The sequence below is a fragment of the Gordonibacter urolithinfaciens genome, assembly GCF_900199375.1.
GTDB classification, from domain to species: Bacteria; Actinomycetota; Coriobacteriia; order Coriobacteriales; family Eggerthellaceae; genus Gordonibacter; species Gordonibacter urolithinfaciens.
Map to the genome: position 1 here is coordinate 192,558 of NZ_LT900217.1, position 26,990 is coordinate 219,547.

Sequence of the window (26,990 nt, forward strand, 5' to 3'; positions counted from 1 at the left end):
TAGCGTTTCGGGCGGGCCGCGCGCGGGCTGCGGCGCAGCGCCGTTGCAGCCCGCGCCCGCCTACGCGTTACAGCCCGAGGCTCTCCACCCAGCGGGCCACCTCGGCTTCGCTCGCACGGCTCGAGAGGCGCTTGCCGGGCTTCCACGTCGTCTCCGGCGAGCAGCGCTCGTGCAGGATGGACTCGGTGCCGCCCAGGCCGCTGCCGCCCGACGTGGCGAAGGGCACGACCGTCTTGCCCGAGAAGTCGTAGGCTTCCAGAAACGTGCTGACGATCGTCGGCGCCACGTACCACCAGATGGGGAAGCCGACGAACACGATGTCGTAGGCGTCCATGTCGCCTACGCGGCCCGCGACGGCCGGGCGCGAGGAGGGGTCGTTCATCTCGATGCTGCTGCGGCTGCGCTTGTCGTTCCAATCGAGGTCGGCCGCCGTGTAGGGCACGGCGGGCTCGATCTCGTGCAGGTCGCCGCCCGTCGCCTGCGCGATCGTCCGCGCAAGCCGCTCCGTCTCGCCGCTTGCGGAAAAGTACGCCACGAGAATCTTCTTGTCGTTCGTCATAAGAGGGTCTCCTTTTGCTCAAATCGGTTCCGAGACTATCGTAGACCTTGGAGTCGACTCGAAGTCAACAGGAAATCTCACGGGAGCGCGGACAGCCCCAGCCGGCGCTCCAGCCAATCCATCAGCTCGCCGAGCGGGCTTCCCGGCCTCTCGCGCATGGCCAGGTAGAACGTCACATGCACGTCGTCGTCCTCGAGGCGGACGGACACGCGATCGAGACCGGCGCGCATGAGTTCCGATTCGCCCGTAACGAAGCTCGGCAGCGGAGAGGTGCGCGCCAACTGGCTGAACACCAGGTAGTCGTCCTGTGTGACGCAATGGGCGCGCGGCATGAGGCGCTTGCAGACGCCGCGCCAGAACCCGATGCCGGCGTACAGCAAAAAACGTCTCGCCGTCCAGCTCCGCGAGCGAGAGGGAGGAACGGCCCGTCAGCGGATGCGTACGCGGGAGAAACGCGCACAGGTCCTCGCGCATGACGGCCGCGCTGCGCACGCCCTCCCCCTCCGGCCGATGCGGCAGGATGGAGAAATCGAGGGTGCCGTCCAGCAACCTGCGCTCGAGCTCGGCCACGGGCATCGCCCTGGAAACAGGGTATCGCCACATCGACACCGCCCAGGCGTACTACAACGAGGAGGGCGTCGGGCGGGCCGTCGCGAAGAGCGGCGTGGCGCGCGACGAGCTGTTCCTCACCACCAAGGTGTGGATCTACCACGCCGGCGAGAAGAACGCGGCGGCCTCCATCGACGGGTCGCTGCACAAGTTGGGATGCGACTACGTCGACCTGCTGCTGGTCCACCAGCCCTTCGGCGACTACTACGGAACTTGGCGGGCCTTGGAGGCCGCATACCGCTCCGGCAAGGCGCGCGCCATCGGCGTGTCGAGCTTCTACCCGGACCGCCTGGTCGACCTCTGCCGGTTCAGCGAGATCAAGCCCATGGTGGACCAGGTGGAGACGCACGTGTTCCAGCAGCAGCGCGCCGGGCGCGAGGTCATGGACCGCTACGGGGTGGCGCACGAGTCCTGGGGCCGTTCGCGGAGGGCCGCAACGGCCTCTTCGCGAACCCGGCGCTCGCGGCCGTGGGCGCGAAGCACGGCAAGACGGCCGCCCAGACGGCGCTGCGCTTCCTCATCCAGAGCGGCGTGGCCGTCATTCCCAAATCCTCGCGCAAGGAGCGCATGGCCGAGAACTTCGAGGTGTTCGACTTCGAGTTGGACGCAGAGGACCTGGACGCGATTCGCGCGCTCGACCAGGGAGAAAGCCTTTTCTTCAGCCATTATGACCCGGAATCCGTCGAGTCCATAGCCGATTTCGGCCATCGCGTGCTGTAGCGAGGCCAAGCCTCTCCGAGCCTGCCTTCGCACGTTCGGCCGCTCGGAAATTCTCGCTTGATTTTTCGCGAAACCGACCGATATAATACGAGGGCTTCAAACAACTGAAGAGGTATTGCAAACGACACATGTGGTGCTTTCCGGCACGTAAATCTGATCACGGTACAAGATCTGATGACGGAACCGGCGCGCTGCATGTGTCTTTTTTTGCACCGGGTGCCCGCGCCCCGGTGCGTGGGCAGGAAAAGGAGGTATCGGCTTTGACTGCAACACTTCGCAAACCCTCGACTATCGTGGCGGTGGCGGCGTTCGCCGCGTTCCTCGCCACGTTCAACGAGACGTTCCTCAACGTGGCGTTCGCGCCTATCATGGCAGACTTGGGCGTGGACGTGTCCACCGTGCAGTGGCTTGCCACGGCCTACATGCTGGGCGCAGCCGTCATGGTGCCGGTGTCGGCGTTCGCCTACCGCAGCGTGCCCACCCGTCCGCTGTTCGTGGCCACCGTGGCGCTGCTGGTGGTCGGCAGCGTCATCGGCGCGCTGGCGCCGAGCTTCCCCGTCCTGCTGGCGGGGCGCATCGTGCAGGCGCTCGGCACGGGGCTGCTCATCCCCATCGGCATGAACATCACGCTCGAGGTGGCCCCGCGCGAGAAGCTGGGCACCTACATGGGCATCATGGGCGCCATGACCACGCTCGGCCCCTCGCTGTCGGTCATCGTGGCCGGCGTGCTTCTGGCCGCGTTCGACTGGTACTTGCTGATGGCGGTGTTCGCGGTGCTCACGGCGGCGTGCCTCGTGTTCGGCGCCGTCATGCTGGGCGACGTCGCGAAGCTCACGCATCCCAAGCTCGACGCCCCCTCGGTGGCGCTCGTGGGCATCGCGCTCATCGGGCTCATGTACGGCGTGTCCACGGCGTTCTCGGGCAGCATCGCCGTGGCCGCAGCGGCGGTCGTCGTCGGCGCTGCGTTCCTCGCGCTGTTCGTGCGGCGCCAGAAGCGCCTCGAGCAGCCGCTCATCGACCTGCGCCCGCTGTCGGTGCGGCCGTTCGCCGTGGGCGTGGTCGCGAACATGCTGTCGCTCGTCACCATCTTCGCCATGAACATCATCGTGCCCACCTACCTGCAGAGCGTGCTGGGGATGGACTCGCTCGTGGCATCGCTCGCGCTGTTCCCGGCCATCATGCTGTCGTGTGCGGCCTCTCCTCTGGCGGGACGCATCTACGACAAGCACGGCGCGCGCGTGCTGCTGCCGGTCGGGTTCTTGCTCATCGGCGTGTTCGCAGCGCTCGTGTCGCTGTTCATCTCCACCGGGTCGGTGCTGCTCATCGCCCTGCTCTACATCCCCGTCATCTGCGGATCGGCGCTCATCATCGGGCCCGTGCAGAGCTTCGCGCTGTCGCACCTGGGCCCCGAGCTGAACCCCCACGGCGTCACCGTCATGAGCACGGGCTTCCAGATCGCGGGCTGCATCGGCTCGTCGCTGTTCACCGGCGTGTACGCGGCGGTGCTGGGCGGCCGGGCCGCAGCGGGGGCGTCGGCGTTCGACGCAGCGAGCACGGGCTTTTTGGCAGCCGGCCTTCTGGTGGCGGCCTTCGCGCTGGCGGGCTTCTTGCTGGCGCTGCGCGTGCGCTCCTACGAGAAGGCGCAGGCCGCAAGCCGCACGGCCGCGGCGCGCACGGCCGGCGCACCTGCGGCCGCGCCGCTCGCCTCCATCATGAAGGCCGGCGTGTGGGCGCTTCCCGCCGACGCCACCGTGCTCGACGCCGTGCGCCTGTTCTCCGAGCGCGGCATCTCGGGCGCGCCCGTGGTGGACGGACGGGGCGACGCGGTGGGCTTCGTGTCCGACGGCGACGTGATGCGCGCGCTGGCCGACCAGACGCCGGCCTTCAAGAGCGCGTACTCGTTCGTGGTCGAGCGGGGCAACGCCGACTTCGACCAGACGGTGGCCGCCGTCATGGGCCAGCCGGTCACCGAGATCGCCACGCGCCACGTGATCAGCGTGGATTTGCACGACGAGCTGGGCGGCATCTGCAAGGTGCTGGCCGACCGGCACCTGAAGAAGGCGCCCGTGCTGGACGGCGGGCGCATGGTGGGCATCGTGAACCGCTCGAACATCGCGCGCTACTCCATGGCCACCTACCTCGACGGCCTCGCGCCGGAGGCGTCGTAGCGCGGCCCGCGGCGGGCGCGAGCCGCGGGCGGGCTGCGGCTGCGCCCCCTGCCTCGCCTACAGGGAGCGGCCGAAGGCGCGCAGCTCCTCCAGCTTGGCGCTCGAGCGGTTCTCCGCGCCCGCGGCGGTGAAGACGCCGCAATCCTCCGCCCCGAAGTAGCCCTGGATGAAACCGTGGTAGATTCGCTCGGAGGCCGCGTACAAGATGGCGCTCATACTCAGCTCGGGCGCGGCGGACGTGCGCGCACGCTCAGGCACGCCGAGGGCGTAGGTGCGGTGGATGGCGCAGTGCAGCTGTCCCGAGAACGAGCCGTAGTATACAGGGCTCGCCAACACCAGCATGTCGGCCTCGTTCCAGCGCGCGTACACCTGCTCCATGTCGTCGCGCTGGACGCAGGCGCCGTCCCCCCTCGTATGGCAGAACTCGCAGCCCGGCGATGTCGAGCGCGGCCACGTCGATCACCTCCACTGCGTGGCCCGCCTCGCGCGCGCCTCCCGCGAACGCGCACACCAGCGCGGCGGTGTTCCCGTTCGGACGTGGGCTTCCGTTCAATACGAGGATATCCATGATCTCGCGCTCCTTGTCCCGGCCGCTCACGCGACCGCCTCGATACGCAGGGCGAACGCGCCCTCCAGCTGCTTAAACACGGAAAGCGGCCCGTCGACGGCGCCCATCGTCACCTGGTCGTCGTAAGCCGCGGACCCCTCTTCCCCTCCGAACAGCACGGCGAGCCAGCCGCCGCGCGGGTTGTAGTTCAAATCGCCGTTCGTCCAACCGTCGTGCACCTGCGCCTCGTCGTAGGGCAGCGAGAACGGTAGGCGGCCGCAGAAGTCGACGCCCGTGCCGCTCACGTCGACGGTCACGGGCAGCCGCGCGGCGAAGGCCCGTGCCGTTTCCGTGCCGTTCAGGCGCGCCGGCACCTCCACGTCGCCGAAGCGCAGCACGATAGCCGTGGCCCCGTCCGCCTCGCTCCCTTCCCCATCGTCCATGCGAATTCTTCTCTCGTCCTTCATGCAAGTTCCTTTCTCAGATGGTTACAAACGTCACGTCTACGCTCGGCGCTGCGGCGAGGGCCGCGAGGGCCGCCGCATCCTCGACGCGCCCCAGGCGCGTGTATCGGTACGGGGTGTCGAACGACTCGTAGAACAGCACCGCGCAGTCGTCGCCGTAGAGCATGAGGTCGCCCGCCTCGACGCGGCCGGGAGCGTACGGGCTCGTCGGCAGCGGCGCGTCCAGGGCAGCGAACTTCTCGTTGCCGTTCAGGTCGTCCATGGCCAGCTCGAGCGGCAGCAGGGCGGCGAACGCGCGAGCGGCCTCGCCCTCGTCGAGCACCGCCTCGACCGCGGCACCGTCGAACGAGAGGCGGATGCGGGGCACAGGCTCCTGCGCGGATAGCCGCGCGCCGCCGTCCGGCCCCGGCGCGCATCCGGCCAGCATGCCGCCCACGAGCGCGGACGCGCCGACGCCGGCCGACCCCATCACGAACGTGCGCCGGTCGAGAACGCTCTTCCTCATGCAAGCCCCGATCCCTCGAGCCACGGCCCCACCTCGTCGAGCGCGTCGGGCAGGCTGCCGCGCGTGAGGTGCAGGGCGTCGCGCACATCGGCCGCAGGGCACAGCTCGCGCAGGGCGTCGAGGGCGACGGCGTTGCCGCTCGAGCTGCTCGTGGAGAACGGGGCCGCCGTCTTGCCCGCCAGGTCGTGCTTCGCGAGGAACGACCGCACGACGTGCGGCAGCTGCCCCCACCAGATGGGGTGGCCCAGGTACACGGTGTCGTAGGCATCCCAATCCTGCACGGCGGCTGCCAGCGGTGGCAGATAGTCCTCGTCCTGCTCGCGCTGCACCTGCACCGTCATGGCGTCGTAGTCATCGGGCCACGCGTCGGTCGTCTCGATGCGGAAGAGGTCGGCCCCCGTCGCCTCGGCGATGCGCTCAGCCACCGTGAGCGTGGTGCCCGAGTACGAGAACACCGCCACGAGGGCGCGTCCGCCGCCGGCTTTCGGCTCGGGGGCCGCCGCAGGCTCGGACGTTTCGGGCGCCGCTACGGGTTCGGGCGCTTCGGGTGCCGCGGACTCGTCGCCCGCCGCGCACCCGGCCAGCATCCCGCCGCCGAGCACTGCCATGCCGAAGCCGAACGACCCCATCACGAAGGTCCGCCGATCCATGTCTCGCTTCTCCATACCTGTCTCCCATCGCTTGCGATCGTCTGATCCGCCTTGAACTCTACGCTTTGGAGCTTGCTCCAGGTCAAATGGAGATTGCATGTGCGCAGGCTCATCGCAGTATGCGGACGAGCTCGATGCCCTCCGCCTCGTCACGGTCGCGGCTGTAGAGACGCTCGACCGCGTTGTTCCAATGCTCGTGGACGCCGAGGCTTCCCACCGGGTTGCCCTCGCCGTCGCGGTAGGCCGCGCCCGACGGCGGCGCGGCGACGAGGGCGGCCTCGTGCAGGTAGTTCTCCACGCCCAGGTTGCCGTCGAGCGCGGCGTTGCGCGACATGACCGCCGGCTGGTTGATGAGGAAATCGGCGCCCACCGAGTCGAGCGCCACGCACAGCTGCCCAGCACCCCGCCCGCCAGCGCCGCCGCCCCGAGCGCGGCCGCGCCCATGACGAACGTGCGCCGATCCATGCGCGCTGCCTTGCGAGCGCCCTTCATCTCGTTCATCGCGACCCCTTTCGTCGTCGGCTTCCTGGTACCATAGCGGCTGGAGCGCACTTCAGGTCAAGCGGGAAAGGACGGTTTTATGGAGAAACTGCTTCTCGTTTCCCTGTTTCAGAACGTCACGGGCCTCCTTAGGCAAGTCGAACCCGCCCTCAAAGGTAAATCCGTCACCTACATCCCCACGGCCAGCTTCGCCGAGAGCCGGGGGTTCCTCGCCCGCATGAGCCGATGGGTGCTGCGCGGCATGGGCCTGCGCGTGGACACAGTCGACGTGTCCACCGAGCCCTACGAGACCATGCAGCGCGCGTTCGAACGCAACGACCTCGTCTTCGTCGTGGGCGGCAACACGTTCTACCTGCTGCAGGAGCTGAGGAAATCGGGAACCGACGAGCTGCTGCGCGAAGCGGTGCGCGCAGGAAAGCTCTACATCGGGGAGTCGGCCGGGGCCATCGTCGCGGCGCCCGACATCGCGTACTCGCGCGCCATGGATCGCCCCGATCGCGCTCCCGACCTGCACGACACCGCCGGGCTCGGCCTCGTCGATTTCTACCCGGTGCCTCATGAAGGCAATCGCGAGCTCGGGGCGGCAGCCGCGCAGATCGTCCGCGAGCATGCCGAAGCCCTCGACGTGCGCCCGTTCAATGACAAGCAGGCTCTCTACGTGGAGAACGGCGTGGCGCGGGTACTCAATACGTAAGAAAAGCCCAGCAAGAAACAGCTCAGCGCAGAGGGCCTCGCCGACGGCTGCGCCCGCGAGGCCGCGGAGCTCCCCTGAGCAACGCCCTCACTCCCCGTCCACGGGGCGCCGCTGCGCCTTCACCTGCGCGCGGCGATGCTTGTCGGCGAGGCGCGCCTCCCTGGCTCGGCGCGAGGGCTTCGTGGCGCGGCGAACCTTCGGCGGGCGCGCCTTGGCCTCGAACAGCCGGCGCAGCTTCTGCAGGCACAGCTGCCGGTTGCGGAACTGGCTGCGCGACTCGCGGGACGTCACCGCGATGCCGCTCGGCCCATGCACCATGCGCACGGCGGAGTCGGTGGTGTTCACGCACTGCCCGCCCGGCCCGCTCGCGCGGAACACCTGCACGTCGCAGTCGCGCGCGATCTCATCGAGCGTCATCTGCGCCCAGCGGGCGAAATCGCGGTATGTCGGGGATTCGGAGTCCATGCGAGCATGATAGCGCAAACGGGCCGCACGCAGAGCCTATCCGGTAATCCGCCGATAGACGGGCAGGAAGCCGTCCTCCAATCGACGGCGGAGCAGCAGTTTATGCGAGGATCGCACGCCTTCTGTCATAAGCACCCGACCGAAAGCCTCTGCCGGAACGCTGTCGATAAGGGCGCAGACGGTCTCCATGTCCACCGTCTCAACGAACCTAACGAGCGCCGCGTCCAAATCGGGATTGCGCGTAGAGGCTAGGTAATCGAACGGATGGATGGCCCTGCCTCGACCATCCTCGCTCGGCAACCGATAGCAGGACACGTTCGTGCCGAAGGCGTCCTGCTCGATATTTTCATCGCCTGTCAGACGGCCCTCCGCAAGCGAGGGACTCCTCTTGCTGAACAACGAGCTTCCCAGATCATATACCGGCGCCAGCTCGTAGGAGCGGCCGACGTCCATGAGCAAGCCCCAGTTGCCGTTGTTGCGATCAGGATTCTTGATGAAGGCATCGACCACGAACATATCCCAGAAGCGCTCTCGCACGCCGGGCACCGCGCGCAGCAGGTCAGACGTCTCGATGGTAGCAAGAACATCGCCCAAGTACACGCTCTCGCCATCGGACGGCGCAGAGTTGAACCCCGCGTCATCGTCAGAAAGCGCGTTCTTGATCTCCCGGAATTCGAACAGGCGCTTGTCGGGATAAGTGAAGTCTTTGCAGGCGCACACGACCTTCCCCGCCCGATAACCCAGCATCGTCTCATGCACAGGGATGCCCAGCGATGCGTAGATACGAGCGCCCACGTACTCGGAAACCGGACTCAAGGTGTAGGGCGGCAGGTGTTTCCCTTCCAGATCGCGTGTGGTACGGGGGTACTTTGCGATCCAAGGCTCTCCGTCGATGAGGATGCCCTCCTTCTGCCCGGCGCGCCCGCCGTAGAACAAGCCGCTTTTGCCGCAATCTCGCAGATCGACGATTTCAACCATGGTTCACACCTCCCGTTCCGTTGCCCCGCCCGCGTTGCGCTCGATTGTACCAGAAGGAAGCAGACGGGCGTGTCTTCGTCGCCCGGTCGAAAGAAATCGGATCAGGTTCGCCCTTCCACGCCCGATAGGCAAAGCGTCCGAAAAGGCCTGCCCTTTTCGGATACGACCCGCTCGGCCGCCGTCGCACCAAAGAACATGAGGGCCTATCGCAGGTCCTTGAGGGTTTCCAGGTAGGCGTCGATCTTCGGGCGGTCGTTCGGGCACTCGTACGAGAGAGCTTCGCACGCCTCCGCCATCGACGCCTCGAACAGATCCATCGCGGCGCGCAGAGCCTTCCACACCGCGTCGACGGAATCGAGCCGGTACGTGCCGAGCAGGAGCTCGCGCTCGGCCGGCTCCAAGAGGCGGGGCAGCAGCTTGTCGTGCTTGCCCGCGTTCAGCGGGAAGCCGTTGCGCACGCCGGCGACGTAGCCGAGCATGCGGAGCAGCTCGACGCGCACGATCTGCTCGAACGTCCAGTTCGCGCACAGCAGCTCGTCGCGCAGCAGCCCGCGCGCCACGTACGTGCAGGAGAGGTAGAATTCGTTCGCGCAGTCCCTCACATGCGCCGACGGGGGCCGCTGCACCCAGAACCGCTCGTCGGACGGCCGCAGCGCGTCGGGGCAGAGGCCGTCCTTGTCGAGCAGCACGCAGATCAGCGGATCCTGCGCGAAGTACGCTTCCCCGTCCTCGAGGGGGACCAAGGTGAGGTCGATCTTCACGCCGTCCGAGAACAGCATGAGGTACGAGAACCACCCTGCGGGGAAGTCGGGCGGGAACAGCTCCATCGCCTCCGGCTTCTGCATGAGCACGATGTCGCCGAAGCGTCCGAGCCACCCGTCGGAGCACGTGAAGCTCTCCACGTCCGAGACGAGGAAGGTCACATCGTAGTCCTGCCAAGCGTCCGAGGTAGCGTTCGGGTTGGCGCGGCTCCCTTCGAGCGTCATGGCGCGGATGCGCTCGTCCGCGCAGGCGATTTCCTCGAACAGCGCGAACATCTCGGCAGGCGATCTCATGCGTGCTCCTTGCGGTTCTTCAGGCGCGGCGGAACCCCTAGTCCTCGATGCCGTCGTTGTTGCGGATGAGCTTGCGCTTGATCTTGCCGCCGATGGTCTTCGGCAGCTCGTCCACGAACTCCACGATGCGCGGGTACTTGTACGGCGCGGTCGTGTGCTTCACGTGGTTCTGCAGCTCCTTGACCAGCTCGTCGGAGGGCTCGTAGCCGCGCGCCAGCACGACGGTGGCCTTCACCACCTTGCCGCGGATGGGGTCGGGCGCGGCCGTGACGGCGCACTCCACCACGGCGGGGTGCTCGATGAGCGCGCTCTCCACCTCGAAGGGGCCGATGCGGTAGCCCGAGCACTTGATCACGTCGTCGTTGCGGCCCACGAAGAAGCAGTAGCCGTCCGAGTCGCGCCACGCCATGTCGTGCAGGTTGTAGTACTCCCCGCCCACGGCCTCCTGCGTGCGCTCCGGCTCGCGGTAGTAGCCCGTGAACAGCCCCGGCGGGTACGCCTCCTTGAGGCCCGTGACGCAGATGGCGCCCTCCTCGCCGTCGGGCACCTCGATGCCCTCTTCGTCGAGCAGCTTGATGTTCAGCAGCGGCGACGGCTTGCCCATCGATCCCGGTCGCGGCTCGATCCACGGGAACGTGGCCAGGAGCACCGGGCCCTCGGTCTGGCCGAAGCCCTCGCGGATGTTCTTGCCGGTCAAGCGCTTCCACGCGATGGTGACCTCGGCGTTGAGCGGCTCGCCCGCCGTGGCGAAATTGTGCACGCTCGACAGGTCGAAAGAAGCCACGTCCTCCTGCAGCATGAAGCGGTACATCGTCGGCGGCGCGCAGAACGTGGTCAGCTGGTAGTCCTGGATCTTCTGCAGCAGCTTCGTGGGCACGAACTTGTCCATATCGTAAGCGAAGATGGTGGCGCCGGCGATCCACTGACCGTAGATCTTGCCCCAGCCGAACTTCGCCCAGCCGGAATCGGTCACGCTCATGTGCAGCGTGTCCTCCTCCACCTGCTGCCAGTACTTCGCCGTGATGATGTGGCCCAGCGGGTGAGCGAAGTTGTGGCACACGGCCTTCGCCATGCCGGTGGTGCCCGACGTGAAGTAGATGAGCATGGTGTCCTTGCTCGTGACGCCGGCCTCGCCCATCGGGCGCTCGAACTCGTCGGACTCGCCGGCGATCAGCTCGTCGAACGGCGTCCAGCCCGCGCGCTCGCCTGCCACGATGATGCGGTTCTCGATGGACGGCGAATCGGGCAGCGCCTCCTCGGTCTGCGTGCACACGTAGTCGTCGTCCACGCACACCATCATCTTCACCTGCGCGGAGTTGGCGCGGTACGCGATGTCCTTCTTCGTCAGCTGCAGCGACGCGGGGATGATGGTGGCCCCCAGCTTGCACAGCGCCACGGCGCACACCCAGTACTCCCAGCGGCGGCGCAGGATCATCATGACCACGTCGCCCTTGCCGATGCCCAGCTTGCGAAACGCGTTGGCCGCCTGGTTCGACAGGCGCGACAGGTCGGTGAACGTGAAGGTGCGCTCGTGGTCGTGGTCGTCGCACCACACGAGCGCGCGCTTCCCGGGCTCGACGCGCGCCCACTCGTCCACCACGTCGAAGCCGAAGTTGAACGCCTCGGGCACGTTGATCTGGAAGTTCTCGAAGAAGTCCTCGTAGGAGTCGAACTCGATGCGCGGACAGTACTTTTTCAGGATATGGTTCACGGGTCGCGCTTCCTACTCTGCGATGATGGTCACGAATTTGGCGGGCACGTCGCTCCCGCAGCGCTGGCCGTGCGGGTGCTCGGGGTTGAAGTAGATGCTGTCGCCGGCGTTCAGCTCGAACTCCTTGTCCTCCCACGTCACCACGACGGTGCCCTCCAGCACCAGGTTGAACTCCTGGCCGGTGTGCGTCACGAGCTTGGCCGGCTCGTCGGAGGGGTCCAGCACCACCAGCAGCGGCTGCATGATCTTGCCGGTGTAGCGCCAGGCCAGGTCCTCGAAGTGGTAGCCCGGGTAGCGGTCCACCTCGCGGCCCTCGCCGTTCTTCACCACCTGGTAGGTCTGCAGCTTGGCGGCCGTGCCGGTGAGGATCTCGGTGAACTCCACGCCGAAGTGGTGCGCCATGTGGTAGATGGCCGAGATGGGCACGTCCGCGCCCGTGGCCTCCCATTCCTCATACGTCTCCACCGGCACTTCCAACTCGGCCGCCATGTCCTCGACCGTGACGTCGCACGCCTCGCGCAGGCCCTTGATGCGCAGCCCTATCTCGGCGAATTCGGTTACCATCGTGTTCCTTTCCAACCTCATAGGTCCATATCAGTCAGCGAGGCTTCCCGTGGTGCCCGATCTCGCCCCGTTTCGCGGCCGAGCGTGCTTCGCACGTGAGGGCAAGCGAAGAAGGGGCGAGATCGGGCACCACGGGAAGCCGCAGCATCGACCATTCCGCCGGCCGGCAAGCCGGCGGAATATCATGCTTCCATGCCCAGCGTGAGGGCCTTCTTGTTCATCTCCAGCATGGCGGCCTTGCTGGCCGGCACGCACTTCTCCATGGCCTTCCACAGCGTGTCCTCGGCGCAGAAGCGCGTCTCGGCGAACAGCTTGCCGGCCATGATGATGTTGGCGAGCTTCTTGAAGCCGGCCTCCTCGGCCATGGCGGTGGCGGGGATGGCGCACACGTTCACGCCCGGCACGTCCGGGATGTCCGCGATGAGCGTGGAGTCGGCCACCACGACGCCGCCCTCGGTCACGCTGCGCTCGAACTTGTCGAGCGAGGGCTGGTTCATGGCGATGAGCGCGTTCGGCGCGAGCACGAGCGGGCTTCCGATGGGGTCGTCGGACAGGCACACGCTGCAGTTCGCGGTGCCGCCGCGCATCTCGGGGCCGTAGGAGGGAAGCCACGACACCTCGCGGTCCTCGAGCAGGCCGGCGTAGGCGATCAGCTTGCCGGCGAACAGCACGCCCTGGCCGCCGAACCCGGCGAGCACGATGTTCAGGGAGCGGCTCATCGCGCACCTCCTTCCGCCTGCGGCGCGGGGTTCGCGATCGGGCAGTCCGCAGCGCGGGCCGCCGCGGCCTCGGCCGCGTTCGCGAAGCCCTCGGCGCGCACGTCCTTGTACACGCCCAGCGGGTAGTACGGCAGCATGTTCTCGCGCATCCAGTCGAACGAGTCCTGCGGCGTCATGCCCCAGTTCGTGGGGCACGTGGCCACCACCTCCACGAGCGAGTAGCCCGCGCCGTCGATCTGGGTCTGGAACGCCTTCTTGATGGCCTTCTTCGCCTTGCGCACGTTCTTCGGGCTGTCCGCCGTCACGCGCTCGAGGTACGCCACGCCGTCGAGCGAGCTCATGAGCTCACACACGCGGATGGGGAACCCGGCCGCGTCGGTGTCGCGGCCGTAGGGCGAGGTCTGAGTCACCTGGTTCGGCAGGCTGGTGGGGGCCATCTGGCCGCCCGTCATGCCGTAGATGGCGTTGTTGATGAAGATGACGGTGATGTTCTCGCCGCGTGTGGCCGCGTGGATGGTCTCGGCCATGCCGATGGAGGCAAGGTCGCCGTCGCCCTGGTAGGCGAACACGACGTTGTTCGGGTGCACGCGCTTCACCGCCGTGGCCACCGCCGGGGCGCGCCCGTGCGCGGCCTCGATCATGTCGCAGCCGAAGAAGTCGTAGGCCATGACGGAGCAGCCCACGGGGGCCACGCCCACGGCGTCGCCCTCCACGTCCAGCTCGTCGAGGCATTCCGCCACGAGGCGGTTGATGATGCCGTGCGTGCAGCCCGGGCAGTAGTTCGTCACCACGGGAAGGAGCGCGTGCGGGCGCTCGAACACCACTTTGGTCTCTTTCTCGGCCATGGGTTACTCCCCTCCCTTCATCATGCGATCGTTCAGGTCCTCGATCTGGGCCAGCACCTCCACGGGCGTCGGGATGACGCCGCCGGTGCGGCCGAAGAACTCCACAGGGCACCGCCCGTTCACGGCGAGGCGCACGTCGTCCACCATCTGGCCCATGTTCATCTCCACGGTGAGGAAGGCCTTGGCGGTGGGCACGGCTGCCTCGAGCGCGTCCACGGGGAACGGCCACAGCGTGATGGGGCGGATGAGGCCGGCCTTCACGCCCTTCGCGCGCGCCTCGATCACGGCGCTGCGCGCCACGCGGGCGCTCGCGCCGAACGCCACGACCACCACGTCGGCGTCGTCGACGAGGAACGTCTCGGCGCGCTGCTCGTCGCGCTCGATCTGGGCGTAGCGCTCGTAGCGCTCGATGTTCAGGCGCTCCAGCTCGTCGGCCGTGAGGTAGAGCGAGTTCACCACGTTGTGCGGCCGCGCATGCTTGTGGCCGGTGGTGGCCCAGGGCTTCTCGATCTGCTCGTCGCGCGGCTCGGGCATGACCACGGGCTCCATCATCTGGCCGAGCATGCCGTCGGCGAGGATCATGACGGGCGTGCGGTACTTGTCGGCCACGTCGAAGGCCGTGAACGCGTAGTCGGCCATCTCCTGCACCGTGGAGGGCGCGTACACCACCACGCGGAAGTCGCCGTGGCCGAGCGCGCGCGTGGCCTGCCAGTAGTCGGCCTGGGACGGCTGGATGCCGCCGAGGCCCGGGCCGCCGCGCTGCACGTTGATGATGACGCCCGGCAGGTCCGCGCCGGCCATGTAGGAGATGCCCTCGCCCTTGAGCGAGATGCCCGGCGACGAGGACGACGTCATGACGCGCGCACCCGCAGCGGCCGCGCCGTACACCATGTTGATGGCCGCGATCTCGCTCTCGGCCTGCAAAAACGTCCCGCCCACCTTGGGCATGCGCTTGGACATGTAGGCCGCGAGCTCCGTCTGCGGCGTGATGGGATACCCGAAGAAGAAGCGGCAGCCGGCGCGCATGGCCGCCTCGGCCAGCGCCTCGTTGCCCTTCATGAGCACTTTCTCTGCCATGCCCAGCCTACCTTTCCACCGTGATGGCCACGTCCGGGCACATCGTCGCGCACGACGCGCAGCCCGTGCACGCGTCCATGTCGACGCAATGCGCCGGGTGGTAGCCCTTCGCCGTGATCGTGTCGTCGTCAAGCTCGATGATATGCACGGGGCATGCGTCCACGCACAGGCCGCACCCCTTGCAGAAGGAGTCGTCTACGCTGATTCTCGCCATGATCCGCCTTCCTCGTCTCGTCAGTCATGCACGCTCGGCGCCGCCGAAGCGCCGCCGCTCTCTCGTCTTATTGCCAGGGAGTTTTCACATATACTCGCACAGGATAGGGCGCGCCCGCCCCTCCGTCCCGCCCAAAGCGGGGAAATTGCCGGTCAGCGTCCTGGCCGGCCGCATCGGCAGGCACCGTGGTGAAGGCCAGCGGCAGGCCCGCGAGGCGCGCGACCTCCTGGGCGAAGGGGATGCCCGCGGCCACCACGGACGCGTCGGTGTCCTCCTGCAGGTGCGTGTTGTTGGCAACGGCCGTGGCGGCAAGGTGCGACTTCGCCTCGATCTCGCGCAGCACCTCCACCGCCTCGGCGGGCTCCTGCGTGAGGTTGCGGCTGCGGTTCACCACGTAGAGCATCTCGTAGGGCCCGGCCGCCACCGTCTTGGCGAAGCGCCCGAGCGCCGTGGCGCCCACGTCGTCGCCGCCCGCGTCCACGATGAGCAGCCGCCCCTCCCCCGCGCGCGCCTGCTCGACGGCCGGCAGGATGGTGCCCGACAGGCTCGGCCCGTCCAGGTTCGTGCCTGCGAACACCGGCGCTATCACGCGCGCGCCCGCCTCGTCCAAGAGGCCGCGGTAGTCGCTCGAGCGGAAGAACGGGTTCACCACGTCCAGGTCCACCACCGTGACCTCCAGCCCGCGCGCCGCCGCGTCGAGCGCCAGGTTGAGCGAGAGGTTGGTCTTGCCAACGCCGTAGTGGCCGGTCACCACCAGGACGGGCGCGGCAGGCGCCCAAGCCGCGGGCGTCACACCAGCCCCTCGGGGGTCTTGGGCTTCTCGTCCTCCTGGCGGATGGCGGCGCGGCGGATCTTGCCGTTCACGGTCTTGGGCAGCGCGTCCACGTACTCCACGATGCGGGGGTACTTGTAGGGCGCGGTGCGCTTCTTCACCCAGGTCTGGAGCTCCTTCGTGAGCTCGCTCGTGCCGGCGAAGCCCTCGGCCAGCACCACGGTGGCCTTCACGGCCTTGCCGCGCACCGGGTCGGGCACGCCGGTGACCGCGCACTCGCGCACGGCCTCGTGCTCGAGCAGCACGCTCTCGATCTCGAAGGGCCCGATGCGGTAGCCGCTCGACTTGATCACGTCGTCGTTGCGGCCGACGTACCAGAAGTAGCCGTCCTCGTCGCACCAGGCGGTGTCGCCGGTGTGGTACCAGCCGTCGTGCACGGCCGCGGCCGTCTTCTCCGGGTCGCGGTAGTACTCCAGCATGATGCCGGCGGCCTTCTCGCGCACGTCGATGCACACCTCGCCCGTCTCGCCCGTGTCGCAGCGGCTGCCGTCCTCGCGCTGGATCTCCACGTTGTACAGCGGCACCGGCTTGCCCATGGAGCCCGGGCGCGGGGTGGATCCCGTGAGGTTCGCGATGGTGAGCGGCGTCTCGGTCTGGCCGAAGCCCTCGTAGATGGTGAGGCCCGTGTGCTCCTTCCAGAAGTCGAACAGGTCGGGGTTGAGCGCCTCGCCGGCGGTCGTGGAGTACGCGAGCGTGGACAGGTCGTAGGCGTCCACGTCCTCGGCCATCATCATGCGGTACATCGTGGGCGGGCAGCACAGCGTCGTGATGCCGTACTTCCCGATGAGCGATAGGATCTCGGAGGGATGGAAGCGGTCGAAGTCGTACGTGAACACGCACGCCTCCATGAGCCACTGGCCGTAGTACTTGCCCCACACGGCCTTGCCCCAGCCGGTGTCGGCGATGGTGAAGTGCAGGCCGTCGGGCTGCACGTTGTGCCAATGCTTGGCTGTGACCAGGTGCGCGATGGCGTACTCGGAGTCGTGCAGCACCATCTTCGGATTGCCCGACGTGCCGCTCGAGAAGTACATGAGCATGGGGTCGGCCGCCTTCGTCTCCACGCGCGCGAAGTCGGCCGAGGCCGCGCGCACGCCCGTGTTGAAGTCGAGCCAGCCCGCGCGCTCGGCCGGGGCCGCGCAGACGCCGTCGGGGCCGGAGAGCGCGGGCCCGAGCGGCAGCCCGTCGTCGGGGAACACGAGGTTGCCGTCCGCGTCCTCGGGCGTGAGGCCGCCGCCCGCGCCGTTCACGAGCATCCTCACCTGAAGCGTGGGGCACGCGTCGGCCACGTTGTCCACCACGTTCGCGATGTCGCCGAGCGACGTGGCGATGATCGCCTTGATGGACGCGCCGTTCAGGCGGTACTCAAGGTCGTGCTCCTTGAGCATGAAGGTGGCCGGCACCATGACCGCGCCGAGCTTCGCGAGCGCCGTGGCCACGAACCAGAACTGGTAGTGGCGGCGCAGGATGACCATGACGTAGTCGCCGCGGCCGATGCCGGCGTCCGCCAGGTAGTTCGCGGTCTTGTCCGACCACTCCTTCATGTCGGCGAACGTGAACGCGTGCTCCTCGCCCTCGGGGTTGCACCACACCATGGCGCGACGGTCGGGGTCGGCAAGCGCGATGTCGTCGACCACGTCATAGCCGAAGTTGAAGCTCTCGGGGCATTTGACGGCGAAATCGGTCAGCAGGCCTTCCTCGTCGTAGGTCTCTTCGACGAAGCGGAGGTTGATGTTTCTCATGGGTGTTCTCTTCCTTGGAGGCAATGCGGCGGGCAGCCCGCCGCGAGGCGGATACGATCATCGATGCGTCGGCGCCTGACCTGACGCCCGCCTCGGCCCATCAAGGGCGACGAGCCGAGGAGAGGTGGCGGCGCCTAGATAATCGCGTCCCCGTGGGGCTTCATGACGATGGCCAGGAACGTGCACGGCTCGCCGCCGGTGGCGATCATGCCGTGGCCGCGGCCGGAGTCGTACATGAGCAGATCGCCCGCTCCCAGCTCCTCGATATGGTCCTCGTAGGCGAAGCGCATCTTGCCCGACAGGATGAAGTCGAGCTCCTGGCCCACGTGGTAGGACAGGTGGATGGGAGCATCCTGCTCTTCCTCGAGGTAGGGCGCAGTGACCAGGAACGGCTCGGCCAGCTTGTTCTTGAAGTGGGGGGCCTTGTGCAGGTACTCGAAGCCCGCGCGGCGCTTGATGGACAGCCCGTCCGCCGCGCGCGTGAGCGAGTAGCCCGACAGGTGAGGGTTCTCGCCGGTGAGCAGCTCGATGACGTCCACGCCCAGGCGCTCGGCGCACTTGTAGAGGAACGTGAACGACAGGTCCTGCGCGCCCGATTCCTGGGCGGCGTACTCGGCAAGGGTGCGCCCGGTGGCGTCCGCCATCTCCTGCTGGGTGATGTCGAGGTCTTCGCGCAGCGCCCGAATTCGCCCTGCCACCTCTTCGATATTCGGCTCCATAGTCGCTTGACCTCCTTCTCAACGTCGCGGCAGCGTCGCTTGGATGGGGGGCGGCCCTGCCTTGCCTGGTAAAAAGTTTTCCCATTGTATAGCAAATCGGTCGGCTTCGGCCCCAGAAGGCCGAAATCTCCGCAGGCGGACGCGCAATAAACCGGAGGAAGGGACGCCGTGCGTCCACGGCCGTCCGGCAAAAAACGCCAGTCGGCCGATAAGCGGAGCACGGCGCTTGCGGGTCGACCGAGAAGCCCCAACCGGCCGGCCCCGGGAAAGCGTCGCAGGTGCCCGGCGCGCCGGCCGGGCATGCGCCCTATCGCTTGCGCGCGAAGCGCACGGCGAAGTGCGCGTCGGGGGTTCCGGGCGCGAGGCGCGTGGCCACGCACGCCTTGCCAGCGATGGGGGCCAGCTCGAAATCGGCACCCTCGGGGCTCTCCAGGAAGCGCTTAACCACGGCGTTGTTCTCCGTATGGGTCACGGTACAGGTGGCGTAGGCCAGCTGGCCGCCGCGCGCCACCTGGCCGGCCGCCGAACGCAGGAGCGACAGGCCGAGCGCGGCCAGCTCGCCCAGATGCTCCTCGGTCAGGCGCCAGCGTATCTCGGGATGCCGCCGCAGCGTGCCCAGGCCCGAGCAGGGGGTGTCGATGAACACGGCGTCGAAGCGGCGACGTCCCAGCACGGCGCCGAGCATGGTGGCGTCGCCCGTGACCGCGTCGGCCACGTGCACGCCGTACTCCACGGCCCGCTCGCGCAAGAGGTCGGTCTTGAACGCGTGGTTGTCCAGCGCCACGAGCTCCATCTGGCTGCCGTAGGCGCGCAGGGCGCCGCTCTGCAAGAGGATGGTCTTCGTGCCGCGCCCGGACCCTATCTCCAGAAACGACGCGGGCATGTGCGCGGGCAGCACGCTCGCGGCCACGAGCTGCGAGGCCGCGTCCGACACGAGCAGCTTGCCCTGCGAGAACAGCCGGCGCACGCGCCCGTCCTGCAGCGCGCGCGGCTCGGCAACCTGCAGGCAGCCCGGCACCTCCACGCCGTCGATGGACACCGGGCGCACGTCCGCGCCCGCCTCGCCCAGGGCCGCGCGCACCTCCTCCGCCGTCGCCTTCGCCTCGTTCACGGCCACGAACAGCGGCGCGGGCTCGTTCGAGGCGCGCATGAGGTCCACGGCCGCCTGGGGGCCCAAGTCGACTATGAGGCGCTTGGCCAGCCATAGGGGGAACGCATGCAGGCGCGCGAGCGCCGCCACGTCGCGGGAGGGGTCGCCGAAGGGGAAGTCGCGTTTCAAGGCAACCACGCGGCGCAGCACGGCGTTGGCAAGGCCGGCGGCGCGGGGCTGCACGGAGCGCACGAGCTCCACGCCCTGGTCGACGGCCGCATGCGGCGTCTTGTCCAGGAACAGTATCTCGTAGGCGGCAATGCGCAGCGCGTCGCGCACGTCGTCCTGCACGTCGCCGGGCTTGTCGAGCGCGCGGTCCAGCACCTCGTCGAGCGTGCCCCAGCTGCTCGTCACCCCCAGCGCGAGGCGCGTGGCGAACGCGCGGTCCTCCGGGCTCATACGCGAGCCGTCGATGCGCCGGGCGATGACGTCCTGCGCGTAGGCGTCGCGGCGGCGCACGTCGCCGCCGACGGCGAGGGCCGCGAGGCGCGCCGGGCTCGCCTTCGACGGACGGCCCGCGGTCTTCTCGTCACTCATGCGCAGCCTCCCATGAAAGCGTCTCCTGCTTGATGCCCTGCACGCCGGCGGCGAACGCCTTGGCGTCCATGGCCTGGCGGCCGTCGGGCTTGACGGAAGCCACCTCGGCCGCACCGTCGGCGAAGCCCAGGAACAGCCGCTTTCCGGCGAAGCGCACCTCCCCCGCCGCCAGCCCCCCTGCCAGCTCGCACCCGCGGGCGTCTTCCACGGAACGCAGCGCGAGCACCGTCACCGGGCGGGCGGCTACGACGGCGCGCGCGGGGTGGGCGCCGCTCGAGGCGCGCACCTTGCGGACAGCCGCCTCGGCCGTATCCCGAGGGTCCAGGTCCAGCTCGCGCTTCCCCACCTTCGAGGCGTAAGTGACCTGCGACTCGTCCTGCTCGGTCCACTCGGCCGCGCCGCTCTGCACGTGGACGAGGGCCGTGAGCAGGGCGTGCGAGCCCAGGTTCGCCAGCTCGTCGGTGAGCTCGGGGGCCGTCTTGCCGTCGATGCGCGCCGTGCGGCACACGCAGTAGGCGCCCGTGTCCAGGCCCTCCTCCATGCGCATGATGCACACGCCCGCCACGGCATCGCCCGCGAGTATCGCGCGCTCCACCGGCGCCGCGCCGCGCCAACGAGGAAGGAGGGACGCATGCACGTTCAGGCAGCCGAAGGGCGGCAGGTCCAGCACCGCCTTCGGCAGGATGGCGCCGTAGGCAGCCACGCAGATGACGTCGGGCTCGAACGAGGCCAGCTCGGCCTGCACGGCCTCGTCGCGCAGCGTGCGCGGTTCGAGCACGGGCAGCCCCAGGCGCTCGGCGGTGCGCTTCACCGGCGACGGTTCCAGCTTCCTGCCGCGCCCGCGCACGGCGTCGGGGCGGGTGTACACGGCCGCCACCTCGTGCTGCTGGGACAGGTCCTCCAGTATGGTGGCCGCGAACTCCGGCGTGCCCATGAACACGACGCGCATGGTCAGCGCACCCGCGTATCGAGCGACGTCTCGCCCGGCTTCGCGCCCGCGGCGCGCGCCAGCTCGTAGTCGCGCAGCGCCTGGATGCGCGCGATGGGATCGCAGCGCTCGAACATGGTGACGCCGTCCAGGTGGTCCAGCTCGTGCTGCAGGCAACGGCCCAAAAGCCCGTCGCCCTCGATCTCCCACTCCTCGCCGTCCAGGTCGAAGTAGCGCACGCGCGCCCACGGCGGCCGCGCGATGGGCACGGAGATGCCGGGGCATGACAGGCAGCCCTCGCCCTCCACCACCGGGTCGCCCTGGGTGTCCACGAGCACGGGGTTCACCAGCACGATGGGGTCCTGCTCGCCGGACTCGGCCTGGTCGCAGTCCACCACCACGAGGCGCTTCGTCACGCCCAGCTGCGGCGCGGCCAGGCCGCAGCCGTCGTTCTTGTACATGGCCTTGGCCATCTGCTTGGCCAGCTTGCGCAGGCCCTTGTCGCCCAAATCGCACGGCTCGCAGACCGTGTTCAGCAACGGGTTCGGTGATTGCACGATGGTTATCACGAAGACACGTCCCTCTCGTTCCTTATCGCACGCGTCCCGGCGCAGGCCGGGACGCGGAAAAGCTCCTTATGGGGACATTGTGCGGTTTCGTCTGCCCCTTGTCCAGTAGCATGCGGGAAACATCCACAAAACCCAAGGTGAGAAGGGGAAGAAAGCAAGCGACTCCTACTTGTCCACCACGATCTCCTTCAGGCTGGCGGCGAGGCCGGCCACGCCCTGGATGTCGGAGGGAATGATGATCTTCGTGGCCTGGCCGTCGGCGACGGTCTTCAGGGCCTCGAAGGCCTGCAGGGTGAGCACGGCGTTGTCGGCGCCGGCCTCGCGCACCATGCGGATGCCGTCGGCGGTGGCCTGCTGCACGTTCAGGATGGCGGCGGCCTCGCCCTCGGCCTCGCGTATCTGCTTCTCGCGCTCGGCCTCGGCGGCCAGGATCACGGCCTGCTTCTCGGCCTCGGCGGCCAGGATCTGCGCCTGCTTGTTGCCCTCGGCCACGGTGATGGCGGACTGCTTCTCGCCCTCGGCCAAGAGGATGGCCTCGCGCTTCTCGCGCTCGGCCTTCATCTGCTTCTCCATGGCCTGCTGGATGGCGGCCGGCGGCGTGATGTTCTTCACCTCCACGCGGTTCACCTTGATGCCCCACGCGTCGGTGGCCTCGTCCAGGATGGAGCGCATCTTGGCGTTGATGGTGTCGCGTGACACGAGCGTGGTGTCCAGCTCCAAGTCGCCGATGATGTTGCGGAGCGTGGTGGCGGCCAGGTTCTCGATGGCCACGAGTGGGTTCTCCACGCCGTAGGCGTAGAGCTTCGGGTCCATGATCTTGAAGAACACCACCGAGTCGATGGACATGGTCACGTTGTCCTTCGTGATGACGGGCTGGGGCGGGAAGTCGGCCACCTGCTCTTTGAGCGTGATGCCCGCGCGCACGCGGTCGATGAAGGGGATCTTCACATGCAGGCCGTTGTTCCAGGTGGTGAGGTACGAGCCCAGGCGCTCCACGATGGCGGCCTGCGCCTGCGGCACGATCTTGATGCACGTGACGGAGAACAGCACCACGAGCACGACGACCACGACGATGGCGATGGTGAGGGGGTTCAAGGGGAACATCAGCGTTTCCTTTCGACGATGAGCTTGACGCTTTCCTGGCTCACGATGCGCACGACCTCGCCCGCGGGGATGGGGAGGCCGTCCGCGGAGCGCGCGGCCCAGGTCATGCGGTTGTCCGTCTCCACGCGGCCGGTCATGCCGTCGTTGTCGACGTCCTCCACCACGACGGCCGTCTGGCCGACATGGGTGGGCTCCTCCTGCTTGCCGCGGTCGCGGTACTTCACGAACACGGGGCGCAGGCCCACGAGGCAGGCCACGGAGACGACGAGGAACACGACCAGCTGCACGACGAGGTCGGCGCCGAGCAGGCTCGCGGCGAACGCGACGAGCGCGCCCACGACGAACCACATGGTGATGAGGCTGAGCGAGACGATCTCGACGACGCCCATGACGGCGGCGACGCCCAGCCAGACGAAGGGACTCATGGCGACTCCTTTCTCTTTGCTCGAGTATACCATGTCGTCCGTGCCGCCGAGGTGGCGCCAGGCGGAATGAAGAGAGCGCGAGCGGGCGAACCTCGCATCAGCCGGCCTTGGGCGTGCCCCTCCTCGTGCTACACGGCCTTGTGCGCGAGGCGGCGGCGGGTGAGGTCCTTCTGCATGGCGGTCACGGTCTGGAACAGCATCTCGTACTCGTCGGCGGGCAGGGCGGACGGGTCGGACAGCTGGGCGCGCAGGGCGGCCACGGCGTCCTCGGCGTCGCCGATGGCCAGCTCCTCCGCCAGGAAGCGCGCGAGCGGCTCCGGCTCGGTCGCGCCGGCCATGGAGCCGGACGTGAGGATGCCCGACGCCTGCGGCAGCACGCGGGCGGCGTCGCCGATGACGCGCGCCGCGGGCGCGGCGGGGTCCTCGGCCAGCGTGGCCAGCATGCTCTGCGCGAGCGTGGCGTGCACCGGCTCGTGCCACTGCGTGCTGGCGAGCGCGTCAGCGTGTGCCAGGGCGAGCTCGGGGTGCTGGGCCGCAAGGCTTAGGAACTCGCGCTCGAAGCGGCGCCGGTTCGCCTCGGGCTGGGACAGCCCCGCGCGGCGCGGCGCGCCCCCGCCCGGGGCCGCGGCTCCCGGGTCCGCCGCGGGAAGGCGCCCGTCGCCTGCGGGTGCGCCCGCACGGCCCGGCCCGCCGTCATCCGCCTCGGCGGCGCGGCGCGGCGGCTCCAGGCGCGCCAGCTGCTCGAGCACGTCCTCCTCGCGGGCCCGGCAGCGGCTCGCTATCTGCACGGCGTAGTCCTTCGCCAGAAGCGAGTCCTTGATGGGCGCGAGCACCGCGAGCGCGTCGACGAGCGCGCGCGAGCGACCCTCGGCGCTGCCCAGGTCGTGCGCGGCCAGGCGGCGCTCGATGCCGTACTTCAGCAGGGGCTGGGCGCGCGCGATGAGCTCGCGCAGCGCGTCGGCGCCGCGCGCGCCCACGAACTCCGCAGGGTCCAGGTTGTCCGGCAGCGTGACGGCGGCCAGCTCCACCTTCGCCCGCCCCGCCTCCGGCGTCATGGAGTCGTCGATGAAGCCGAGCGCGCGGTCGGCGGCGCGCTGCCCCGCCTCGTCGCCGTCGAACAGGTACACGATCTTGTGCTGCGCGTGGCGCGCGAGCAGGCGTATGTGGCGCATGGTGAGCGCGGTGCCGAGCGTGGCCACCGCGTTGCCTATGCCGGCCTCGTGCAGCGCGATGACGTCGGTGTACCCCTCCACCACCACGGCCACGCCCGTGGCGGCCATAGCCGCCTTCGCGTGGTCCAGCCCGTAGAGCACCTGCGACTTGTGGAACACCGACGTCTCCTGCGAGTTCAGGTACTTCGGCTCGCCCTTGCCGATGACGCGCCCGCCGAACGCGATGCACTCGCCCTGCGCGTCGCCGATGGGGAACATCACGCGGTTGAAGAAGCGGTCGCGCAGCTTGCCGCCGCGGTCCTTCATGGCCACGTTCGCCTCCACCATCTCCTCGGCCGAGAAGCCCTGCGCGGACAGGTGCCGCACGAGCTGCCCGCGCCCCGGCGCGAAGCCCAGCCGCCAGCGGCGCGGAACGTCGCCGCCCAGGCCGCGGCCCGCCAGGTAGCTGCGGGCGGCGGCCGCGTCGGCGTCCGGGTTGCGCATGAGCTGGGTGTGGTAGAACGCGGCCGTCGCCTCGCATACCGCCTTCAGGCGCGCCTTCTTGGAGCTCGGCACGCCGCCGCGGCCGCCCGTGTCGGCGATGTCGATGTGCGCCCGCTCGGCCAGCTTCCGCACCGCCTCGGGAAACGACAGATCCTCGGTCTTCATGAGGAAGCCGAACACGTCGCCCCCCTCGTTGCAGCCGAAGCAATGCCACAGCTGCAGCACGGGGTCGATCTTGAACGAGGGCGTCTTCTCGTTGTGCAGCGGGCAGCAGCACCAGAAGTCGCGGCCGCGCTGCTTCACGGGCGTGCGCTCGCCGATAATGGCCACGAGGTCGGACGCCTCGCGCACCTTCTGGATGTCCTCTTCGCTGATGGTGCCCGCCATGCGCCCCCGCTACCTCCGCCTGTTCTGCTTGGCCAGCACGAGGTTCACCAGGAACAGGGCGCCGAACCCGATGGCCGGGATGAAGTCGCGCGCGCCCGACAGGCCCTCGCCCCCCTTGCCGAAGGCGAGCACCAGGCTGCCCGTCATCAGGACGAAGCTCAGCACCGCGATCGCCGCGTACACCCATTCCCGATTCCTCATGCACGGCCCTTCCGTCTCGTCGTCCCGCCCTTCCGCACAGTATAGCGCAAGCGCGTCCGCGCCGAGTTGTCAGCAGCTTGCCAACCGGATGCTTACAGAGCGTCGCGGGGTCGGGCGGGCCTACGGGCGCGTTGTTATGCTGGGCCGATGCGTCGCGCCCCGGCGTCCGGGCCGGGAGCGCCGACGCACGCCCACGGACAAGCAAACGGACACGGGAGGTTACCCATGGAAGACGGCATCTCGGTACTCGCGGACTTCGACTCGGCCCTTTTCGAGCACGAGGAGCCTCCCCTGGTATCGCTCTACCTGCCCACGCACGGCCGCGCCGGCGCCGAGGAGGACCGCATCCGGTTCAAGGGCCTCGTGGAGGAGGCGCGCGGCAAGCTCGCCCAGGAGTTCGCGCACCGCGAGCATACGGGCGTCGACGCGCGGCTGGACGAGGTGGCCGCACGGCTGGAGGAGCTGGCGAGCCCCGTGCCCGGCGGCAGCCTGGCCGTGCTCGTGGGAAACGACCGCGCCTATCTCTACCAGCTGGGCTACGTGGCGGGTCCGCTCGCGTTCGCAGGCGAGCGGTTCTACGTGCGCCCGCTGCTCAAGAACTTCTCGTTCGGCTCGCGCTACTTCCTGCTGGGGCTGTCGGCCGACCGCTTCGCGTTCGTGCACGGCGACTTCGGCTCGCTCGACCGCGTGGAGCTGCCTGCCGACGTGCTGGACGAGTTCAGCGAGGAATTCCCCCTCGTGTACGACGGCCACGAGGGCGCGCTCGACTACTCGTCGCTCGAGAACCATATGCCGCCCTACCACGGTTACAAGTCGCGCAACGACGTGCGGAAGGAGGAGGCCGGGAAGTTCTTCCAGCACGTGAACAAGGTGGTGACGGAGTACCTGGCGCAGGGAACGGAGCTGCCGGTCATCCTGGTGAGCCTGCCCGAGCACCAGGCCGCCTTCCGCCGCATCTCCACCGTGCCGCGCCTTTTGCACGAGGGCATAGAGAAGGATATCGGCGGCATGGAGGCGCCCGAGCTGCTGGCCGACGCCAAGGCCGTCATCGAGCACGTGCGCGAGGCGCGCGCGGACGAGCTGCTGGAGAAGCTGGGCGACGCCGCGCCGCACGGCGGCGGCTCCACCGACCTCTCGGCCATCGGGCTGGCGCTCGTCGAGCGCAAGGTGCGCGCGCTGTTCGTGGCCGAAGGCGCCTACATCCCCGGCGGTTTCGACGACGAGACCGGCGAGGTGTTCCTGTTCGAGCGCGAGCCGCACGGCCGCTTCCAGGGCCCCGAGCTGGCCGACGCGTTCGCCCGCGCGGCGCTCGCCCAGGACGCCGAGGTGTTCGAGCTCGCCCCCGAGAAGATCCCCGGCGACTCCGGCATGGCGGCGCTGTACCGGTACTGATCGAGGCGGGCCCCTTGGCGCCGAGCCAAGGGGCCCGGGTTCGGCCGCATCGGGTTCCGCGAAGCCCGCCGCGCAGGGTCGGTCGCACGTTCGGCGGCATCACCACGACGCGCCGCACCTCTCATAGGCATCCCCCTCGACGCACGGGGCATGCGGTGCTGTGGACGAAAAGGGGCAGTTTTCTTTATTCTGGATAAAAGATAGTCAAAACACCAGGGGTGCTACCAGGTGTTTCGCGAACACTGCATTCGCCATCCCTTGGTTTCCGTCCGAAATCTATAGATTACCGGGCCTTTTTGTCCCTTAT

The 26,990-nt window shown here is 68.6% G+C and carries 31 protein-coding genes and 1 pseudogene; 5 read left to right on the top strand and 27 right to left on the bottom strand.

Features of this window, described 5'->3' with window-relative positions:
- Positions 1–67: 67 nt before the first annotated feature.
- Together BN3560_RS00875 and BN3560_RS14940 are read right to left on the bottom strand one after the other, a co-directional pair.
- Positions 68–559 (bottom strand): flavodoxin, encoded by a 492-nt coding sequence (locus tag BN3560_RS00875; RefSeq protein WP_096226625.1) that lies wholly within the window; start codon positions 557–559, stop codon positions 68–70.
- Positions 560–577: 18 nt separating this feature from the next.
- Complete coding sequence (locus BN3560_RS14940) at positions 578–1,162, bottom strand: LysR substrate-binding domain-containing protein (RefSeq protein ID WP_096228542.1); 585 nt, start codon at positions 1,160–1,162, stop codon at positions 578–580.
- Here BN3560_RS14940 and BN3560_RS14945 point away from each other — a divergent pair.
- The 3 genes and pseudogenes from BN3560_RS14945 to BN3560_RS00890 all read left to right on the top strand — a co-directional run.
- Positions 1,080–1,559: pseudogene (locus tag BN3560_RS14945) on the top strand (aldo/keto reductase); the annotation flags it as partial. The gene BN3560_RS14940 and the pseudogene BN3560_RS14945 overlap by 83 nt on opposite strands.
- 20 nt (positions 1,560–1,579) lie before the next feature.
- Positions 1,580–1,888 carry an aldo/keto reductase gene (locus tag BN3560_RS14950; RefSeq protein WP_414842613.1) on the top strand — a complete coding sequence of 103 codons (309 nt, stop codon included), beginning with the start codon at positions 1,580–1,582 and terminating at the stop codon, positions 1,886–1,888.
- A 260-nt stretch (positions 1,889–2,148) separates the two neighbouring features.
- Positions 2,149–4,056, top strand: a complete 1,908-nt coding sequence (locus BN3560_RS00890) for an MFS transporter (RefSeq protein WP_197702161.1) — start codon at positions 2,149–2,151, stop codon at positions 4,054–4,056.
- Positions 4,057–4,113: 57 nt separating this feature from the next.
- Here the strand turns inward: BN3560_RS00890 and BN3560_RS14830 are convergent, their stop codons facing one another.
- The 6 genes from BN3560_RS14830 to BN3560_RS00915 form a co-directional block, all read right to left on the bottom strand.
- Complete coding sequence (locus BN3560_RS14830) at positions 4,114–4,425, bottom strand: NAD(P)H-dependent oxidoreductase (protein ID WP_269456922.1); 312 nt, start codon at positions 4,423–4,425, stop codon at positions 4,114–4,116.
- Positions 4,307–4,624 carry a flavodoxin family protein gene (locus BN3560_RS14835; RefSeq protein WP_269456904.1) on the bottom strand — a complete coding sequence of 106 codons (318 nt, stop codon included), beginning with the start codon at positions 4,622–4,624 and terminating at the stop codon, positions 4,307–4,309. Before BN3560_RS14835 ends, BN3560_RS14830 begins: the two co-directional genes overlap by 119 nt.
- 26 nt (positions 4,625–4,650) lie before the next feature.
- Positions 4,651–5,070 carry a cyclophilin-like fold protein gene (locus BN3560_RS00900; RefSeq protein WP_096226627.1) on the bottom strand — a complete coding sequence of 140 codons (420 nt, stop codon included), beginning with the start codon at positions 5,068–5,070 and terminating at the stop codon, positions 4,651–4,653.
- Between the two features lie 13 nt (positions 5,071–5,083).
- Positions 5,084–5,572, bottom strand: coding sequence for a cyclophilin-like fold protein (locus tag BN3560_RS00905; RefSeq protein WP_096226628.1), 489 nt, complete (start codon positions 5,570–5,572; stop codon positions 5,084–5,086).
- Positions 5,569–6,222 (bottom strand): flavodoxin, encoded by a 654-nt coding sequence (locus BN3560_RS00910; protein ID WP_231897322.1) that lies wholly within the window; start codon positions 6,220–6,222, stop codon positions 5,569–5,571. Before BN3560_RS00910 ends, BN3560_RS00905 begins: the two co-directional genes overlap by 4 nt.
- A 109-nt stretch (positions 6,223–6,331) precedes the next feature.
- On the bottom strand, positions 6,332–6,607 hold the full coding sequence (locus BN3560_RS00915; protein WP_227115432.1) for a hypothetical protein: 276 nt from the start codon (positions 6,605–6,607) through the stop codon (positions 6,332–6,334).
- Positions 6,608–6,802: 195 nt separating this feature from the next.
- Between BN3560_RS00915 and BN3560_RS00920 the strand changes: the two genes are divergently transcribed.
- Complete coding sequence (locus tag BN3560_RS00920) at positions 6,803–7,417, top strand: Type 1 glutamine amidotransferase-like domain-containing protein (RefSeq protein ID WP_096226630.1); 615 nt, start codon at positions 6,803–6,805, stop codon at positions 7,415–7,417.
- A gap of 87 nt (positions 7,418–7,504) precedes the next feature.
- On the opposite strand, the gene BN3560_RS00925 is transcribed toward BN3560_RS00920, so the two are convergent.
- From BN3560_RS00925 to BN3560_RS01015, 19 genes are all read right to left on the bottom strand, one after another.
- Entirely contained in the window at positions 7,505–7,882 is a 378-nt protein-coding gene (locus BN3560_RS00925) for a peptide chain release factor family protein (protein ID WP_096226631.1), read from the bottom strand.
- A 36-nt stretch (positions 7,883–7,918) separates the two neighbouring features.
- Positions 7,919–8,860 (bottom strand): HipA domain-containing protein, encoded by a 942-nt coding sequence (locus BN3560_RS00930; protein ID WP_096226632.1) that lies wholly within the window; start codon positions 8,858–8,860, stop codon positions 7,919–7,921.
- 203 nt (positions 8,861–9,063) lie between these two features.
- Positions 9,064–9,915, bottom strand: coding sequence for an aminoglycoside 6-adenylyltransferase (locus tag BN3560_RS00935; RefSeq protein ID WP_096226633.1), 852 nt, complete (start codon positions 9,913–9,915; stop codon positions 9,064–9,066).
- Positions 9,916–9,952: 37 nt separating this feature from the next.
- On the bottom strand, positions 9,953–11,626 hold the full coding sequence (locus BN3560_RS00940; protein ID WP_096226634.1) for an AMP-binding protein: 1,674 nt from the start codon (positions 11,624–11,626) through the stop codon (positions 9,953–9,955).
- Between the two features lie 12 nt (positions 11,627–11,638).
- Entirely contained in the window at positions 11,639–12,190 is a 552-nt protein-coding gene (locus BN3560_RS00945) for a helix-turn-helix domain-containing protein (protein ID WP_096226635.1), read from the bottom strand.
- Between the two features lie 182 nt (positions 12,191–12,372).
- A complete protein-coding gene (locus BN3560_RS00950; protein WP_096226636.1) occupies positions 12,373–12,909 on the bottom strand; it encodes a 2-oxoacid:acceptor oxidoreductase family protein in 537 nt (178 codons plus the stop codon).
- Positions 12,906–13,754, bottom strand: coding sequence for a thiamine pyrophosphate-dependent enzyme (locus tag BN3560_RS00955; protein WP_096226637.1), 849 nt, complete (start codon positions 13,752–13,754; stop codon positions 12,906–12,908). The genes BN3560_RS00950 and BN3560_RS00955 overlap by 4 nt, the downstream gene beginning before the upstream one ends.
- 3 nt (positions 13,755–13,757) lie before the next feature.
- Positions 13,758–14,831 carry a 3-methyl-2-oxobutanoate dehydrogenase subunit VorB gene (locus tag BN3560_RS00960; RefSeq protein ID WP_096226638.1) on the bottom strand — a complete coding sequence of 358 codons (1,074 nt, stop codon included), beginning with the start codon at positions 14,829–14,831 and terminating at the stop codon, positions 13,758–13,760.
- A gap of 7 nt (positions 14,832–14,838) precedes the next feature.
- Positions 14,839–15,045, bottom strand: coding sequence for a 4Fe-4S binding protein (locus BN3560_RS00965; protein ID WP_096226639.1), 207 nt, complete (start codon positions 15,043–15,045; stop codon positions 14,839–14,841).
- A 67-nt stretch (positions 15,046–15,112) separates the two neighbouring features.
- A complete protein-coding gene (locus tag BN3560_RS00970; RefSeq protein ID WP_096226640.1) occupies positions 15,113–15,838 on the bottom strand; it encodes a nucleotide-binding protein in 726 nt (241 codons plus the stop codon).
- Positions 15,835–17,616: an AMP-binding protein gene (locus BN3560_RS00975; protein WP_096226641.1), complete on the bottom strand. Its 1,782-nt coding sequence runs from the start codon at positions 17,614–17,616 to the stop codon at positions 15,835–15,837. The genes BN3560_RS00970 and BN3560_RS00975 overlap by 4 nt, the downstream gene beginning before the upstream one ends.
- A gap of 134 nt (positions 17,617–17,750) precedes the next feature.
- Positions 17,751–18,335 carry a helix-turn-helix domain-containing protein gene (locus BN3560_RS00980; RefSeq protein ID WP_087189656.1) on the bottom strand — a complete coding sequence of 195 codons (585 nt, stop codon included), beginning with the start codon at positions 18,333–18,335 and terminating at the stop codon, positions 17,751–17,753.
- A 307-nt stretch (positions 18,336–18,642) separates the two neighbouring features.
- Positions 18,643–20,022, bottom strand: coding sequence for a transcription antitermination factor NusB (locus BN3560_RS00985; RefSeq protein ID WP_096226642.1), 1,380 nt, complete (start codon positions 20,020–20,022; stop codon positions 18,643–18,645).
- On the bottom strand, positions 20,015–20,971 hold the full coding sequence (gene fmt / locus BN3560_RS00990) for a methionyl-tRNA formyltransferase (protein ID WP_096226643.1): 957 nt from the start codon (positions 20,969–20,971) through the stop codon (positions 20,015–20,017). Before fmt ends, BN3560_RS00985 begins: the two co-directional genes overlap by 8 nt.
- Before the next feature lie 2 nt (positions 20,972–20,973).
- A complete protein-coding gene (gene def / locus BN3560_RS00995) occupies positions 20,974–21,519 on the bottom strand; it encodes a peptide deformylase (RefSeq protein WP_087189651.1) in 546 nt (181 codons plus the stop codon).
- A 165-nt stretch (positions 21,520–21,684) separates the two neighbouring features.
- A complete protein-coding gene (locus BN3560_RS01000; RefSeq protein WP_087189650.1) occupies positions 21,685–22,623 on the bottom strand; it encodes an SPFH domain-containing protein in 939 nt (312 codons plus the stop codon).
- The gene (locus BN3560_RS01005; protein WP_096226644.1) at positions 22,623–23,048 is read right to left on the bottom strand and encodes an NfeD family protein; all 426 of its coding nucleotides are present in this window, start codon (positions 23,046–23,048) and stop codon (positions 22,623–22,625) included. The genes BN3560_RS01000 and BN3560_RS01005 overlap by 1 nt, the downstream gene beginning before the upstream one ends.
- 128 nt (positions 23,049–23,176) lie before the next feature.
- The gene (gene dnaG / locus BN3560_RS01010) at positions 23,177–25,090 is read right to left on the bottom strand and encodes a DNA primase (RefSeq protein WP_096226645.1); all 1,914 of its coding nucleotides are present in this window, start codon (positions 25,088–25,090) and stop codon (positions 23,177–23,179) included.
- A gap of 9 nt (positions 25,091–25,099) precedes the next feature.
- Positions 25,100–25,291: a hypothetical protein gene (locus BN3560_RS01015; RefSeq protein ID WP_096226646.1), complete on the bottom strand. Its 192-nt coding sequence runs from the start codon at positions 25,289–25,291 to the stop codon at positions 25,100–25,102.
- Between the two features lie 225 nt (positions 25,292–25,516).
- Here BN3560_RS01015 and BN3560_RS01020 point away from each other — a divergent pair, with 225 nt between their 5' ends.
- Positions 25,517–26,683: a baeRF8 domain-containing protein gene (locus tag BN3560_RS01020; RefSeq protein WP_096226647.1), complete on the top strand. Its 1,167-nt coding sequence runs from the start codon at positions 25,517–25,519 to the stop codon at positions 26,681–26,683.
- Positions 26,684–26,990: the final 307 nt, after the last annotated feature.

Coding starts and splice junctions, on each gene's coding strand:
- BN3560_RS00875 (WP_096226625.1), bottom strand. CDS start 559: ATGACGAACGACAAGAAGATTCTCGTGGCGTACTTTTCCGCAAGCGGC.
- BN3560_RS14940 (WP_096228542.1), bottom strand. CDS start 1,162: ATGTGGCGATACCCTGTTTCCAGGGCGATGCCCGTGGCCGAGCTCGAG.
- BN3560_RS14835 (WP_269456904.1), bottom strand. CDS start 4,624: ATGGATATCCTCGTATTGAACGGAAGCCCACGTCCGAACGGGAACACC.
- BN3560_RS00900 (WP_096226627.1), bottom strand. CDS start 5,070: ATGAAGGACGAGAGAAGAATTCGCATGGACGATGGGGAAGGGAGCGAG.
- BN3560_RS00905 (WP_096226628.1), bottom strand. CDS start 5,572: ATGAGGAAGAGCGTTCTCGACCGGCGCACGTTCGTGATGGGGTCGGCC.
- BN3560_RS00910 (WP_231897322.1), bottom strand. CDS start 6,222: ATGGATCGGCGGACCTTCGTGATGGGGTCGTTCGGCTTCGGCATGGCA.
- BN3560_RS00920 (WP_096226630.1), top strand. CDS start 6,803: ATGGAGAAACTGCTTCTCGTTTCCCTGTTTCAGAACGTCACGGGCCTC.
- BN3560_RS00925 (WP_096226631.1), bottom strand. CDS start 7,882: ATGGACTCCGAATCCCCGACATACCGCGATTTCGCCCGCTGGGCGCAG.
- BN3560_RS00930 (WP_096226632.1), bottom strand. CDS start 8,860: ATGGTTGAAATCGTCGATCTGCGAGATTGCGGCAAAAGCGGCTTGTTC.
- BN3560_RS00935 (WP_096226633.1), bottom strand. CDS start 9,915: ATGAGATCGCCTGCCGAGATGTTCGCGCTGTTCGAGGAAATCGCCTGC.
- BN3560_RS00945 (WP_096226635.1), bottom strand. CDS start 12,190: ATGGTAACCGAATTCGCCGAGATAGGGCTGCGCATCAAGGGCCTGCGC.
- BN3560_RS00950 (WP_096226636.1), bottom strand. CDS start 12,909: ATGAGCCGCTCCCTGAACATCGTGCTCGCCGGGTTCGGCGGCCAGGGC.
- BN3560_RS00955 (WP_096226637.1), bottom strand. CDS start 13,754: ATGGCCGAGAAAGAGACCAAAGTGGTGTTCGAGCGCCCGCACGCGCTC.
- BN3560_RS00960 (WP_096226638.1), bottom strand. CDS start 14,831: ATGGCAGAGAAAGTGCTCATGAAGGGCAACGAGGCGCTGGCCGAGGCG.
- BN3560_RS00965 (WP_096226639.1), bottom strand. CDS start 15,045: ATGGCGAGAATCAGCGTAGACGACTCCTTCTGCAAGGGGTGCGGCCTG.
- BN3560_RS00975 (WP_096226641.1), bottom strand. CDS start 17,616: ATGAGAAACATCAACCTCCGCTTCGTCGAAGAGACCTACGACGAGGAA.
- BN3560_RS00980 (WP_087189656.1), bottom strand. CDS start 18,335: ATGGAGCCGAATATCGAAGAGGTGGCAGGGCGAATTCGGGCGCTGCGC.
- BN3560_RS00985 (WP_096226642.1), bottom strand. CDS start 20,022: ATGAGTGACGAGAAGACCGCGGGCCGTCCGTCGAAGGCGAGCCCGGCG.
- fmt (WP_096226643.1), bottom strand. CDS start 20,971: ATGCGCGTCGTGTTCATGGGCACGCCGGAGTTCGCGGCCACCATACTG.
- BN3560_RS01000 (WP_087189650.1), bottom strand. CDS start 22,623: ATGTTCCCCTTGAACCCCCTCACCATCGCCATCGTCGTGGTCGTCGTG.
- BN3560_RS01005 (WP_096226644.1), bottom strand. CDS start 23,048: ATGAGTCCCTTCGTCTGGCTGGGCGTCGCCGCCGTCATGGGCGTCGTC.
- dnaG (WP_096226645.1), bottom strand. CDS start 25,090: ATGGCGGGCACCATCAGCGAAGAGGACATCCAGAAGGTGCGCGAGGCG.
- BN3560_RS01015 (WP_096226646.1), bottom strand. CDS start 25,291: ATGAGGAATCGGGAATGGGTGTACGCGGCGATCGCGGTGCTGAGCTTC.
- BN3560_RS01020 (WP_096226647.1), top strand. CDS start 25,517: ATGGAAGACGGCATCTCGGTACTCGCGGACTTCGACTCGGCCCTTTTC.